Source organism: Arthrobacter sp. 10T413_2 (genome assembly GCF_056394205.1).
The window spans coordinates 80,011-93,383 of record NZ_JBFTHK010000003.1 but is presented as its reverse complement, the minus strand read 5'-3'; the positions used below and the strand labels follow the sequence as shown (position 1 = coordinate 93,383).

The window sequence follows — 13,373 nt, the reverse complement described above, 5'->3', positions numbered from 1 at the left end:
GACTCCAGCCACTCGGCGGTCTCTTCCGGATCACGATCAGGCAGCTGGTTTGTCAACCCGCTGAGGATATKGGAGGTATCTTCTCCTGCAGCCACGTCCAGCCTCTTTTCATCGTTGAATGGTTGGCTCAAGTTTTCATTCTGTGAGAAAACTTTCTTGCAATTCGAGATTATCGACGCGGGACCGGGCGCGTCAACATCAGCGGCGCATCACCTCTGGCCCGCAGTCACAATCGGGCGATAGGGCCCACAAGCAACGCGGGGTMAGATGTGGCCCATTAAGCCCGGCACCGGCCGTATCTGCCCCGCGTTGCTTGTTAACCGGGGTGTCGCTCAGGCCGAGGCGAGCAGCCTGCCCCAGCGCGGGGAGAGCAGCGGGACTCCGGTCATCTTGAGGCAGTGCCACAGTGTCACGGCCACCGAGTCAAGCACGGGTACGCCCATGGCCGCTTCGATTTCCTCGGCAATGTTGGCGCCGTAAAGGTTGGTGCAGAGGTAGACGAGCGCGTCCGGGTTCGAAGCCGCGAGTTCCAGCGATCCGGGCCGCATTTCGGCGTCGGAGACCCGGGCGAATGATTCGTTGTCGCTCAGGCCGAGGAACCGGTGGTCAAGCGTCTTGATCCCGTCCCGTTCGTACGACGCCACGATCGCGCGGTTGACGTCCTCCGTATAAGGGGTGAACAGTCCGATCCGTTCGGTGCCGAAGGATCGGAAGGCCTCCATGTAGGCCAGCGTGGAGGTGGTGGCGGGGATGCCGGTGGCGTCCTGTATTTCCTGGACGAGTTCGCGGTCGTGACCGGCGCCGAGCCAGGAGCCCGAGGTGCCGTTCCACGCGATGACGTCGACGTCGGCGGTGGCCAGGATCTCGGCGGCGGCCCGCATGACCGGGGCGTCGAACTGCTTGTCGGAGGAATCGTCGAGGGCGATCCTCGTGACCTGGATCCTCGCGAAGTGGATGGTGACGTCGTCGCGGTCGCCCAGGATGCGGTAGCTCTGCGGTTCGAGGCAGGTGTTGGAGGACGGCACGATCATGCCGATGCGGGTGGGACGGTTTGCGGAAGGCACGGGGGCTCCTAACGGGTGGCGGGGACGGTGCTGGGTGCGGAAGCGGCGCCGGCCGCGGCCTGGTGTTCGCGGAATCCGTTGCGGGCCACGAAGCTTCCGACAGGGCCGGGGTCGTGGAAGCCGTTGGCGTCGAGCACCACCCGTCCGGCTGACACCACGACGTCGGGCCAGCCCGTGAGCGTCCGGCCGTCAAACGGCGAGAAATCGGTCCCCATGTGGAGGGCGGCGCCGTCGACGGCGCGCTCCCGCGCCGGGTCGAACACGACGAGATCGGCGTCGAACCCGGGACCGATGATGCCCTTGCCCGGGAGGGCGTTGATCCGGGCCGGCCCGGCGGCGAACACTTCCACGAAATCCTCCACCCGGGCCGCTCCGCCGGCGGCGTCCATCATGGCGGTGAAGGTGACCGGCATGCGGGTTTCCACCCCGGGCAGGCCGTGCGGCATGGCCCGGATGTCATCGGTCCGCTCGCGCTTCTGCGCGAGGTCGTAGCAGGAGTGGTCCGAGGCCACTGTGTGGATGGCGCCGTCGGCAAGCCGGTCCCGCAGCGCAGCGACGGTCTCGGCGCTTCGCATMGGCGGGCAGCAGGCGTACCACTCGGGGAAGGACGTGCCGTAGACGGTGTCGTCCAGGGTGAGGTAGTGCGGGCATGTCTCGGAGTAGGCCTCCTGGCCGCGGCTGCGGGCCTCGGCGACGAGGTCCACGGCTCCCGGCGTGGACTGGTGCACGAAGTAGACGGGGGCGTTGGTATATTCGGCCATCGCCAGGGTCTCCTTGACCGAGATTTCCTCCGCGAGTTCGGGCCGGGTCCGGTGCAGGTGTTCAATGCCGATCCGGCCGTCGTCCGCGTGCTGCCGGGTGCAGTCGGCAATGATGGGGTCGTGTTCGGCGTGGATGTAGGTCAGGCCGTCGAGCCGGACCATCTCGCGCATGACCTTCACGATGGTGTCGCCGTCGGCCATGGTGGTGCCCCGGTTGGTGGTGTACATCTTGACGGAACGGACACCTTCGGCGGCAAGCTGGTCGAGCTGCCAGGGCACGGTTTCGTCCCATTGGACAACCGAGCCGTGGAGGGCGACGTCGCAGCGGGACTCGCGGGCCAGTTCCTTTTTGTGCAGGACCGCGGCCAGCGGGGTCTCCCGAGCGTCGCGGGGGATGCCGAAGTCGATGATCGTGGTGGTGCCGCCCCAGAGGGCAGCGGTGGAGGTGGTGCGGTAGTCATCCAGGGTGCGGAACCGTCCGGTTACCTGGGCGACGTGACAGTGACCGTCAACGCCGCCGGGAATCACCATCCGGCCGGCGGCGTCGATGGTCCGGGCGGCGGCGGGGACGGGTTCGGAAGCGTCCACGAGCTGGACGATCTTCCCGCCGTGCACCACCACGTGCGCAGCCTGGCGGCCGAAACTGTTGACCACGGTGCCGTGGGCAATGACAAGGTCTGGGGCGTGGGACATCGTTGTCCTCCTTCGAGGATGAAGTTAGTGGGACGGGGTTGTCAGCGGGGCTGGATTATCAGCGGGGCTGGACTATCAGTGGGACCCGGCGACTGCCCGGGCAGCGTTCTGCGCCGTCGTGAGGGCGGCGTCGAGGTTGTCCGAGAGCCCTCGGCGGGGCTTGACCGGAGGCGGCGCGAAGGCGCCGGCCCGGTGCGGTCCGGACTGGAGGTTGACCACCGACTGTGCCATCTGGATGCCGGCGGAAATGCCGTCCACCACGGGGACAGGGATCTGGCCGGCCAGCTCGCGGGCAAGGCCGGCAAGCGGCGCGCCGGCGAGGATGACGACGTCGGCCCCGTCCTGGGTGACGGCCTGGCGGCTGAGTGCCAGCAGGGTCTCCTTGAAGTCCTGCTGCACGGAGCCGATGCCGGTGAGGGTCTCGTTGATGGACCGGATCGAGGCCAACCGGCCACCGAGCCCGAAGCGTTCCACGCAGTCCAAGTACCAGGGCCGGATCCGGTCCGAGATGGCGATGATCGAGAACCGGTGACCCTGCAGTGCCGCGGCGCACAGGGCGGCCTCGGTGATCCCGATGACCGGGACGTCGGTCAGTTCCTTCAGCGCGGGCATGCCGGGGTCTCCGAACGCCGCGACCACGACGCCGTCGATCCCGTTTTCGGTGCGGGGTCCGGACCCGTCGCGGGTGTACTCGGCGATGATTTCGGCGACGGCGCCGGCGGCGATCAGGGATTCAAAGCGGGTTTCAATGTATTCGACGCCGTGGCCTGCGGTGCGGACCAGCAGTTCCGTTCCGGGCGAGGCGGAGCGCCGGGCCTCGGATTCGATCAGCGCGGTGACGTCGTTGCTGATGTTGGGGTTGATGACGAGGAGTTTCATGTGTTCTTCCGATGAAGGGCGGGTTCCGTCCGGCGGAAATCCTCCGGAAACTGTTCCCGGTATTTGTCGATATGCGACGCCGACTGGGCAGCCGCCCGGTCCGGGTCACCGCTGGCGATCGCGGCGTACAGGGCCCGGTGTTCCTCGATGAGTTCGGGGAGGTCGCTCACATGCCGGAACAGCCAGTGCATCCGGCCCTGGAGGGGTTCGAGCGCGGACTTGAGGAAGCCGTTGTCCGCGATCCGGGTGATGGCATCGTGGAATTCGCTGTTGGCCCGGTGGGCTTCCATGACGGCACCCTTGGCAAGGCAGCGGTCCGCTTCGTCCAACAGGGTTTGCAGCGCACCAAGGGCCTCCGGCGTTGCGCGGGTCGCGGCCAGCCTGCAGGCCAACACTTCGAGCGACTGGCGGACGTCGAAGAGATCCTCCACGTCTTTGGGGCTGAGCGTGCTGACTTCGGCTCCCCGCGCGCCGCGGTCGCTGACCAGGCCTTCCTGGCGCAGCATGCGCAGCGCTTCGCGGACCGGGAGGCGCGAGACGTTGAATTCGGCGGCGAGGTCGCGCTCCACCAGCCTGGTGCCGGGAACGTAGTGCCCTTCAAAGATCCTGGTGCGGAGGGTGTCCCGGACAGCCTCCCGGAGGGGGCGTTCCTTGTCCTGGGTTTCTTCAGCGGTAAGCATGGTGCTCCATTCGGGTTMTTTTTGGCACTGCGTTMCCGGCTCCGGGAACAGGTGTTGCGTTGCCTAGCTTAGACAGGGAGCCGCTTGTTGTAGTTCAGCGTCAGTACGGATGCTCCCATGATGATCGCCGAACMGACGAAGTACAGCAGCGCCCACGTGTACGAGCCGGTGGCGCCGACKATCAGGCCGACGGCGATCGGGGTGACGAAGCCCGAGATGTTGCCGCTGAAGTTCATGGCGCCGCCCAGGACACCGGCGTTGGTCCGGCCGCCCAGGATGGAGGGGATGCTCCAGAAGAGGCCCACCCAGCGCAGGAAGAACATCACCACGGAGAGGAGGACCACCGCCGTCGTCGGCTCCGGCACGACGGTTACGCCGACAAGGCCGCCGATCACAACGACGCTGGAGATGCCCAGGAGGGTGCGCATGACCCGGTTGGCCGAGGCGCCGGCGGCCCTCCACTTGTCCGCGATGGTGCCGCCGAGGATTTCTCCGACGAATCCGGCGCCGAAGATCACGAAGGTGGACCAGCCGATGGTCTTCAGGTCAAAACCCTTGGCCTGTGACAGGTAGAGCGGGCCCCACGTCAGCAGGCCGTAGAAAACTCCGTTGAAGCCCAGCCAGCCGAAGCACATGGCCCAGAATGAACGGAATTTCAGGTAGGGGAGCAGGGCACGCTTTCCCTTGCTGCCCTCGAGTTCGGCTTCGGCGTCTTCCGCGGCGTGGGAGGCCTCGAGGTACTCGGCCTCGGCGTCGTTGACTCCGCGGTGCTGGCGCGGGTTGTCCCGGACGTACCACCACACGGCGAGGCCCATGAGGACCGTCGCGACGCCGGCGATGATGAACGAGCTCCGCCAGCTGCCCGTCGATGCGATCAGTCCTGCGATGAGGATGCCGCCCAGCCCGGCGCCCAGCGGGGCACCGGCGTCAAGGATGGTTGCGCCGCGGCCGCGTTCGGATTTGTGCATCCAGATGGCGTTCAGCTTTCCGCCCGCCGGCATGACTCCGGCCTCGGTGACGCCGATGCCCAGGCGGGCGATGAACATGCTGAGGAATCCGCCGGCCAGGCCGGAGGCTGCCGTGGCGGCACCCCAGCCGACGCAGGACGCGGTCATTACCTTGCGGGGGCCGAACTTGTCGATCAGCCAGCCGACCGGGATCTGCATGAGGGCGTAGGTCCAGAAGAAGGCCGAGAGCAGGAGGCCCACGAGCTCCGGGGCCATGTTGAATTCCTTCTGGATGATGGGCAGGGCTACCGAGATGGAGCCTCGGTCAATGTAGTTCACGGACACGAGGACCAGCAGGAGGAGGAACATTTTCCAGCGGACATTAGTGCGTCGTTGCACGCGGTCCTTGGGGCTTGCGGCGTCAGCGTCGGGTGCTGAGGTTTCCTGTACGGGGGGTTCGGTATTTCGAAGAGACACAACTTCTCCTTCAGAGAGAGGAAAAATGCCGGCGGGTGAGAGATTCAATTCGTTCGCGGCCAGGAGGCCGGGGTGTGGGGCCGTCCTATGCGCGGGCTTCCCGGTGCTGCTGTGAGGGCTGATATCTGGCCTGACATCAGGTGCGGAACCCAGGGGAGTCGGGGCCCGGCAAGCTTGCTTGTTGTGGGATCCCAATTTGGGATCCCAAAATTGAGAATAGAAGTGACGTGAGCCACTGTCAAGGGGTGCAGGCCTGCCGGTTGCGTTCCCGCGAAAAATGTCGTTTGTGACTGGGGCGGGGTTCCGTGCCGGGGTGCCGGGGTGCCGGCGATGCTGTGCGGGCTGCGCCCGGGCATGGCTTCGCCCCGCCATCCGACAGGGAGCCTGTTCCCGGTGTGATTCGGGGTGGATGGCGGGGCGAGCGTGTACCTAATAACGGCCCGAGGGTTTGGTTAGCTGCCGCGGTACGTGGAGTAAGCGAAGGGGCTCAGTAGGAGCGGGACATGGTAGTGGTCCTGGGATTCGGACACGGCGAAGGTCAGAGTGACCTCKGGGAAGAAGGTCTCGGTCCCGGCGGCCTCGTAGTAGCGTCCGGTGTCGAAGCCCAGCCGGTACGTGCCGGACAGAAGCTTGTCCGGCCCGAGGGATTTGATGCGGCCGTCGTCGTCTGTGGCGCCTGCCGCGATCTTGACCCAACGCTCGCCGTCGAGCCTGTGGAAGGTGACGGCGACGCCGGCGGCGGGTTTGCCGGTGCCGGTGTCCAGCACGTGGGTGGTGACGTGGGAGGTGCTCATGTGCCGATCAGTCCTTCGAGTCGGAGTGCCGCGATTTCGCGCAGCTGCTGGCCGATGATTGCTTGTTCCTGTTCCGGGGTGTGCGCGAGCCTGGTGTTGAGGGCGGCGAGGATTTCCTCCCGGCTCCGGCCGGCGGCGCGGATCAGGAAGACCTGGCCGAATTTTTCTTCGTAGCTCCGGTTCCCCTCGGCGATGGCCGCCGCAACGGCCGGGTCCGGAATGCCCAGGCCTGCCTGCTCCGACTGGGAGAGCCGGGCCTCCGTGCTRTTTCCTGCGGCCCGTTCGCCGATGCGTGGATKGTGGGCCAGGGCGGCCTCCACCTCCTGCCCGGTAAAGGGTTCCGCTGCACGGTTGGCGGCTTCCAGAAGGCTCGCGGCGCTGCCGAACGGCCGACCCTGGACGATCTCCTCGATCCACCGCTCTATGTCCAGGCAGGGTCGCAGCGCGGCCGCGGCCTCGGCGCGTCCGGCCGCGTTAAAGTCTTCCAACAGCATGTGCCAGATCCTTTGCGTCAATGCTGGCATCCACGGTGTAGGGCTATACGGACAAGATATTCGTATCGTGGAACTGTTATTTCAGCATATGCAAAAGATTGAACCGTACCGTGTGCCGGGTGTCAACCGGCGGCAGGAATTCGCGGCGGATTCCGGCGACCGCTACGGAAGCGGACGGGTGCACCCCGGATCCCCCACGTGTCAGGCTTGGCTGTTACATAGTGTTTTCAGTTGGGTCTGGCATGTGGGGCGGGGAACGGATCATCAATGTTTGAAATTCCCCAGCGTCCCTCCCGGAACCACAACTTCTCGAAGGAGCAGAAGTGGTCGTTGCTGCTGGAGTACGACAAGTGCCTCGACCGGGGTGCGAAGGCCGCGTTCTGCCGGGCGGCCGGCGTTGCCCCGATAACGATGCGGGACTGGGCCGCGGCCCGGGAACAGGGCCGGATGACGCCCCCGCAGCCGACGGTGGAGCCGCCCGCGGCGGAAAGGAGCAGATGGATGAACAGCCGTGAGCGTGAGGAGCTGAACCGGCTGCGCCGGGAGAACGAGAAGTTGCKGGCCAAGCTGGAGAAATCCGAGGCGGCCGTAGACATCCTGGGAAAAGCGTCCGCGCTCCTGGACGCCCTGGCCAGGAGCGCGGCAGCGACGGACCCGCACCTGGAGGAGAAGGAACCGGGGCGCCCGGACTGGCTGGCGACGACGGCGCCGGAACGCCCGGAGTAGCAGAGCGCCGGGGAATCCTCCTCGGCATAGTCGCAGGCCTGATCGCCGCGAAATGGGCCATCCGGGCGGCCTGCCGCGTGGCCGGGGTGTCCCACATGTACTGGTACCGGTCCCTGGCACCGGCCCCTGCCCGAGGCATCAAGGTCCCGCACACGGACCGCGCCTATCCGAACCGGATCAGCGAGGAGGACGCCGGGGCCTTGCTGKAGAGGCTGAACGCACCGGAATTCGAGGACCTCTCCATCACCCAGGCCTGGCACCGTTTGCTGGATGCCGGGGAATACTATGCCTCGATGGCCTCCACGCACCGGATCGTGAAGCGGGCCGGGCAGAACGGGGACCGGCGGCCCCGACGGGCCCCCGGMACCGGTGCCGGCCGGTCCAAGCCGGTCCTGGAAGCCGCCGGGCCGAACCAGTTGTGGTGTTGGGACATCACGGACCTGCACGGCCCCGGCCGGCAGCACCTGAAGCTGTATACGGTCATGGATGTCTACTCCCGCAAGGTCGTCGGGCACCGGGTGGAGCAGCACGAAACCGCGGCCCAGGCCGCGGAGTTGATGGAGCAGGCCGTGCTGACCAACTGGGGCGCACCGGCGGTGATGCATGCCGACAACGGGGCGGCGATGCGCGCCGGCCAAACCTATGATGTATTGCGGATGCTGGGGATCCGCCCCTCGCATTCGCGGCCCCGGACCTCCAACGACAACCCGTTCATCGAATCGCTGTTCAAGACCGTGAAATACTCCCTGCCGTTCCCGGGCCGCTTCGATTCACTCGGGCACGCCCGCCGCTACATGCAGGGATTCTTTGYCGACTACAACGAGAACCACCGCCACGCGGGCCTAAACGGGTACACGCCTGACTCCGTGCACGCAGGGTACTGGACCACAGTGAAGACCCTCCGACAGGAAATCCTCGACGAGCACTACACCCGAAACCCCGAACGCTACACCCGTCCGCCGAGCATCCCATCCCCACCCAGCGGGGTGTGGATCAACCGCCCCAACCACCAGCTGTCACACACAGCTTGATAGATTCCGGATCCGGTGTGCGCCTGTCCGAAATCGCCGCGGAAAGGCTGGGCTCAGCCGTGAATAGTTGCGACGTCGCTCTTTTCCCAGTCCCCGCGGTGCGCATTCCGCCCTGATGTTGTGTCCGGTGCCTGTCGGCTCTCCCGGCTTTAGCTCGCCCGTTCCCAATGGGCGGCTCGCCGCCGGATTCTGCCCGGCGTAGGTGCGGGGTCCGGTACTTCTATCGTCCGCCCGCAGCGGGCCCCAATCCACCCCTCGTGAGCGACTTCTCCGTGGTGCAGCGGATTTGCAGTCCATATACCCCGGGGGGTATGCTGAAAGCACCTTAGACCCACCGACAGAGGAGTACCCGGATGTGCCGTGCAGTTGCCTGCAAGAAGTGCGGAAAGACCACCTGGGCCGGTTGCGGCCAGCATGTTGACCAGGTCATGCGGGGCGTCCCCAGCGCCGACCGCTGCCGCGGCCACGAGGGCGAAACCACCGCCAAAACCACCACCGGGACCGGCTTCTTCGCCAAGCTGTTCGGCCGGTAGACCCGSGCGCTAGTACCCGTGGCCGCAACCCGCCGGCGCTGCGCTGGCCCAGTGCGCCTGCCCAAGTCCGCCTAGCCCAGGCGGTAGCCGGCGTCGCGGGCGGTGAGGATGCGGTCTGCGCCGATCTTCAGCTGCAACTGCCGCACATGCACGTCCACGACGTTGGACGTGCCGTCGAAGTCGCGGCCCCAGACGTGGCTGAGCAGTTGTTGCCGGCTCAGGATCTGCCCCGGGTGCAGCAGGAACATTTCCACCAAGGCGAATTCGCGGGCGGAGAGCTCTACCGTCCTGCCGTCGACGCTGACCGTGAGGGCGTGCAGGTTCAGCTCCAGCGGGCCGTAGCGCATGATGCTCCCCGCGAGCGGATCGCCGGTATCGGCTGTGCGTAGCCGGGCCCGGACACGGGCCTCAAGTTCCTCGAGGGGAAACGGCTTGACGATGCAGTCGTCGGCGCCGCCCTCCAGCGCTGTGAGAGTATCCGCGGGTGACCCGGGGGCCGTGAGGAAGATGACCGGGATCCCAGCCTGCCCTTGGCGTAGGGCCGCCAGGACGGTGAAGCCGTCAAGCCGGCGAAGCCCGGCAGCCAGGAGCAGGAGATCGAATTCGCCGCTGGCTGCCAAGTCCACCGCTGTGACGCCGTCGGCGACCACGCTCGGGTCGTAGCCAGCCGCGCGCAGGCCCTCTTCGATGAAGCGGGACATGCGTTCGTCGTCTTCGGCTATGAGGATGCGGATCACGGCGACTCCCAGGAACAGCCCGGCTCCGGACGGTCCGCCAACTCCGTGCGCATCGGCGCGGTGAAGTCCGCGCGAAGCCGGTCGCTGCAATTTTCCGCCGACGCTTACGTGAACCGGGAGGACTTCCGGGGCCTTCTTTCATCCTGCCCCTGTAACGGGGCGTGCGCCACCCTTGAACGGTTGATATTCGGACTTTTAACCGTCCCAGTGCTGGCTACTGCCCGAACAGGGCACCGGTGAGCTGATGCGTCAGCTCATGGATGAGGTCCAGACGGGCCKCGCTGTCGGCGTCGTCCGGGCCCCACGTGTAGATGACCACCGCGTAGGAGCGGTCGCCGGCACTGAGCAGCGCGGCGTCGTGGACGTATCCTTCCACCACGCCGTACTTGTGGTGGACGGTGATCTCCGGGGAGACAGCCGMCGGGATGAGGTCCTCGTCATTGGTGTGCTGCATGTAGCCCAGCAGCTCGGCGGTGTGCCCGGTATTGAGGAGCTTGCCCGTGGAGAGCTGCTGGAGGAGCCGGGCCATGTCGGCCGGGGCGAGGAGGTTTTGCTCGGGATCGTAGGTGATGCCCATTGTGGCGGCGTACTCGGTCAGTCGGGGGTAGCCGATGTCCCGCATCAGCAGGATCCACGAGTCGTCGCTGCTGGTATTGATCATGGCCTTGAGCTGGAACGCCGCGGTGAACGCGCCCAGTTGAGTATCGAGCGACTTTTCGCCGGTTTCCACGAGGTGGTAGTAGGCGGCAGCCGTCAGGACCTTCGCCGTKCTCGCCGCCGTGTAGGGTGCCACATCGCCGTAGCTCCGCAGCGCTCCGTCGCTGGTGTCCATGATGGCGACGCCGATCCTGTGATCGGGATGTTCGCCGATGATCCGCTGGATCTCGGCGGGGAGGTCGACGGCGGCGCCGGGCGCCGGCGCTGGCGCCGCCGCTGACTGGCTCTGCGCCTCCCTGTGGCTAACCGTCAGGAAGTCGCCCTCGGGCGACGGTCCGGTGCGGATGGCACCGAAGACGACGACGGMGGCCAGCACCAGCGCGGCGGCGGCCCAGACCAGAATCACGTTCCGGCGGTGGTGAGGCGCGTCCGGCCGCGGGCCCGGAGTCGTCATATGCGTGGGCCCTCCGGACTTAACTGGGTGCTCAGTACACGCGTGCTGAGGCGGATCGTTTCGACAGGTTCTTGACTGGCAAGGGTGGTGTCTCCGACGTTAGGCGCGGCCACAGGCGAAGTCCACGGACCGCGCGGGGCGCCGCCCGAAGTCTTTCCAAAGTCCTAGGGGCGCAGCCGGTGCGGGGCAACCTGCAGGTGGTGCTCCAGGACGTAGTCAGCGATCGCCAGGGCGGAGGTCGCCGCCGGGGAGGGCGCATTGCGCAGCAGTGTGACGGCGCCCAGCYGGTCCACGGCGAAATCGTCCAGCAGGGAACCGTCGGCAGCCCACGCCTGGGCGCGGACCCCGGCACCGGCCTTCCTGGCGAGGTCACCGGGCTGCAGTTCGGGCAGGAACTGCCGGGCCTGCCGGAAGTACAGCGGCTTGAGCAGCGACGCCGAGATTTCCCGGGCCCCCATCCGCCAGTGCTGCCGTGCCAGGGCCGGGGCGCCGGGCCACCGGAGCGAGGCCAGMGTGTCCGGCACGGACACCCGGGCCCACGAGTAGCCCTCCCGCGCCAGGGCCGGCACGGCGTTGGGGCCCACATGGACGTCGTCGTACACGCCGCGGGTGAAGTGCACGMCCAGGAACGGGAAGCGCGGGTCCGGCACCGGGTAGATCATGCCCCGGACCAGGTGGCTCCGGGCGGCGGCCATCACCCAGTACTCGCCGCGGAACGGCAGGATCGCGGGCGACGGGCGGGCCCCGACCATCCTGGCCACGACGTCCGACTGCAGCCCGGCACACACCACCAGCCGGTCGAAGGTGTGTGTGGCGGCCGGCGTGGAGACGTGCACGGCGCCAGCATTGTTGACGGCCGTAACCTCCTGGCCCAGGAGCACGGATCCGCCACCGCTCCGCACGTCCTGCGCCATGGCTTCGGTGATGGCGGCGTAGTCCACGACGGCGGTGTGCGGCGAGTGGACGGCCGCCACGCCGGCGGCGTGCGGTTCGATCTCGCGCAGTTCCGCCCGGCTGAKCCGTTTCACGTCCGGGACGCGGTTCTCCCGGGCGCGGCKCTCGATCTCATCGAGCCGCGGAAGTTCCGCCTCGGTCACCGCGACCACCAGCTTGCCGAGCTCGCGGTACGGCAGGCCCCTGTCCCGGCAGTAGTCGCGGGTGAGAGCTCGGCCGCGGGCGCACAGGACGGCCTTGAGAGATCCCGGCTGATAGTACAGGCCGGCATGGACCACACCGGAGTTGTGGCCCGTCTGGTGTGCGGCCACCCGGTGCTCCTTTTCCAGGACCGTGACGTCGACGTCCCCGGTCCGGACCAGGGCACGGGCAATCGCCATGCCCACGATCCCGCCGCCAATGATCCCGATCCGAGCCGCCACGCGCGCCGCCTTCCCCTGCACTCCAACGCCTGTTGTTGTGGACCCTATCCCGAACGGCGCCCGGATGTCAGGGGAGTCCGCGCCGTGAGGTACGGCCGGCGGCTCTACTACGCTGGCATTCATGACCCGGAAAATTACTGTCAGCCTGCCGGACGCCGCGTTGCGTGAATACCTTCAGCCGCACCCGGACGTCGCCGTCCTGGAATGGGACTTCGCCGGTGAGCCGCCCCGGCCGCGGATCGACATCGTGGTGCCGCCGTACATGGGCGGCCCGCAGGTCCTGCAACACCTGGAGGCCGTGGACACGGCCCTGGTGCAGAGCCAGTCGATCGGGTACGACGGCGTGGCGGACTTCCTGCCCTCCGGCAGGGTCTTCGCCAACGCGGCCGGCGTCCACGAAACCTCCACCGCGGAACTGGCGCTGGCCCTCATCYTGGCCAGCCAGCGCGAGTTCCCCCGCCTCCTCAAGAACCAGCGGGAGGGCCGATGGGATGCCMGGCCCACCGCCAGCCTGGCCGACCGCCGCGTCCTGATCGTTGGCTACGGCGGGGTGGGCAAGGCGATCGAGGACCGGCTCCTTCCGTTCGAGACCAGCGTGACCCGGGTGGCCAGCAGGGAACGGACGGACGAGCGCGGCCCTGTTCACGGCATCGCGGAGCTCCACGCGCTGCTGCCGGAGCACGACATCGTGGTGGTGGGGGTTCCGCTCAGCGACTCCACCCGGCACCTCGTGGACGACGCCTTCCTCGCGGCCATGCCCGACGGCGCCCTGCTGGTGAATGTAGCCCGCGGCCCGGTAGCGGACACCGACGCCCTGGTCCGGCACACCGCCACCGGCCGGATCCGCGCCGCGCTGGACGTCACCGATCCCGAGCCCCTGCCGCAGGACCACCCGCTGTGGCGGGCCCCCGGCGTCATCATCAGCCCGCACGTGGGCGGGGCGAGCTCGGCGATGCGGCCGCGGATGGGCCGGCTGCTCCAGCGGCAGATCGACCTCATGCGGGCGGGCGAGCCGCCGGTGAACGTGGTGCTGAACGGCTAGGGGACACGCTGMACAGCCTGCGTGCCCT

General features: G+C 67.5%; 14 protein-coding genes. 4 read left to right on the top strand and 10 right to left on the bottom strand.

Going from position 1 to position 13,373, the window contains the following annotated elements; genetic code table 11:
* Positions 1-332: 332 nt before the first annotated feature.
* The 7 genes from AC1DBQ_RS01400 to uraD all read right to left on the bottom strand — a co-directional run bounded on the left by AC1DBQ_RS01400 (position 333) and on the right by uraD (position 6,789).
* Positions 333-1,064 carry a maleate cis-trans isomerase family protein gene (locus tag AC1DBQ_RS01400; RefSeq protein WP_476926782.1) on the bottom strand — a complete coding sequence of 244 codons (732 nt, stop codon included), beginning with the start codon at positions 1,062-1,064 and terminating at the stop codon, positions 333-335.
* Between the two features lie 8 nt (positions 1,065-1,072).
* The gene (locus AC1DBQ_RS01395; RefSeq protein WP_476926781.1) at positions 1,073-2,518 is read right to left on the bottom strand and encodes an amidohydrolase family protein; all 1,446 of its coding nucleotides are present in this window, start codon (positions 2,516-2,518) and stop codon (positions 1,073-1,075) included.
* A 75-nt stretch (positions 2,519-2,593) separates the two neighbouring features.
* On the bottom strand, positions 2,594-3,397 hold the full coding sequence (locus tag AC1DBQ_RS01390) for an aspartate/glutamate racemase family protein (RefSeq protein WP_476926780.1): 804 nt from the start codon (positions 3,395-3,397) through the stop codon (positions 2,594-2,596).
* The gene (locus tag AC1DBQ_RS01385) at positions 3,394-4,077 is read right to left on the bottom strand and encodes a GntR family transcriptional regulator (RefSeq protein ID WP_476926779.1); all 684 of its coding nucleotides are present in this window, start codon (positions 4,075-4,077) and stop codon (positions 3,394-3,396) included. Before AC1DBQ_RS01385 ends, AC1DBQ_RS01390 begins: the two co-directional genes overlap by 4 nt.
* 68 nt (positions 4,078-4,145) lie before the next feature.
* Positions 4,146-5,423: an MFS transporter gene (locus AC1DBQ_RS01380; protein WP_476926778.1), complete on the bottom strand. Its 1,278-nt coding sequence runs from the start codon at positions 5,421-5,423 to the stop codon at positions 4,146-4,148.
* A gap of 530 nt (positions 5,424-5,953) precedes the next feature.
* Positions 5,954-6,295 carry a hydroxyisourate hydrolase gene (uraH, locus tag AC1DBQ_RS01375; protein WP_476926777.1) on the bottom strand — a complete coding sequence of 114 codons (342 nt, stop codon included), beginning with the start codon at positions 6,293-6,295 and terminating at the stop codon, positions 5,954-5,956.
* Positions 6,292-6,789, bottom strand: a complete 498-nt coding sequence (uraD, locus tag AC1DBQ_RS01370) for a 2-oxo-4-hydroxy-4-carboxy-5-ureidoimidazoline decarboxylase (protein ID WP_476926776.1) — start codon at positions 6,787-6,789, stop codon at positions 6,292-6,294. The genes uraH and uraD overlap by 4 nt, the downstream gene beginning before the upstream one ends.
* A 267-nt stretch (positions 6,790-7,056) precedes the next feature.
* Here uraD and AC1DBQ_RS01365 point away from each other — a divergent pair, with 267 nt between their 5' ends.
* The 3 genes from AC1DBQ_RS01365 (at position 7,057) to AC1DBQ_RS01355 (ending at position 9,079) form a co-directional block, all read left to right on the top strand.
* Entirely contained in the window at positions 7,057-7,515 is a 459-nt protein-coding gene (locus AC1DBQ_RS01365; protein WP_476926775.1) for a hypothetical protein, read from the top strand.
* Entirely contained in the window at positions 7,479-8,546 is a 1,068-nt protein-coding gene (locus AC1DBQ_RS01360) for an IS3 family transposase (protein ID WP_476926787.1), read from the top strand. The genes AC1DBQ_RS01365 and AC1DBQ_RS01360 overlap by 37 nt, the downstream gene beginning before the upstream one ends.
* Positions 8,547-8,899: 353 nt before the next feature.
* On the top strand, positions 8,900-9,079 hold the full coding sequence (locus AC1DBQ_RS01355) for a hypothetical protein (protein ID WP_476926774.1): 180 nt from the start codon (positions 8,900-8,902) through the stop codon (positions 9,077-9,079).
* 71 nt (positions 9,080-9,150) lie between these two features.
* Here the strand turns inward: AC1DBQ_RS01355 and AC1DBQ_RS01350 are convergent, their stop codons facing one another.
* The 3 genes from AC1DBQ_RS01350 to lhgO all read right to left on the bottom strand — a co-directional run bounded on the left by AC1DBQ_RS01350 (position 9,151) and on the right by lhgO (position 12,303).
* The gene (locus AC1DBQ_RS01350) at positions 9,151-9,816 is read right to left on the bottom strand and encodes a response regulator transcription factor (protein WP_476926773.1); all 666 of its coding nucleotides are present in this window, start codon (positions 9,814-9,816) and stop codon (positions 9,151-9,153) included.
* A 214-nt stretch (positions 9,817-10,030) separates the two neighbouring features.
* A complete protein-coding gene (locus AC1DBQ_RS01345) occupies positions 10,031-10,927 on the bottom strand; it encodes a serine hydrolase (RefSeq protein ID WP_476926772.1) in 897 nt (298 codons plus the stop codon).
* Positions 10,928-11,091: 164 nt separating this feature from the next.
* Complete coding sequence (gene lhgO / locus AC1DBQ_RS01340) at positions 11,092-12,303, bottom strand: L-2-hydroxyglutarate oxidase (RefSeq protein ID WP_476926771.1); 1,212 nt, start codon at positions 12,301-12,303, stop codon at positions 11,092-11,094.
* A gap of 121 nt (positions 12,304-12,424) precedes the next feature.
* Here lhgO and AC1DBQ_RS01335 point away from each other — a divergent pair, with 121 nt between their 5' ends.
* Complete coding sequence (locus AC1DBQ_RS01335; protein ID WP_476926770.1) at positions 12,425-13,345, top strand: 2-hydroxyacid dehydrogenase; 921 nt, start codon at positions 12,425-12,427, stop codon at positions 13,343-13,345.
* Positions 13,346-13,373: the final 28 nt, after the last annotated feature.

Excerpts from the sequence above, each read along its gene's own strand:
- AC1DBQ_RS01390 (WP_476926780.1), bottom strand. The coding sequence starts at position 3,397 with ATGAAACTCCTCGTCATCAACCCCAACATCAGCAACGACGTCACCGCG.
- AC1DBQ_RS01355 (WP_476926774.1), top strand. The coding sequence starts at position 8,900 with ATGTGCCGTGCAGTTGCCTGCAAGAAGTGCGGAAAGACCACCTGGGCC.
- AC1DBQ_RS01385 (WP_476926779.1), bottom strand. The coding sequence starts at position 4,077 with ATGCTTACCGCTGAAGAAACCCAGGACAAGGAACGCCCCCTCCGGGAG.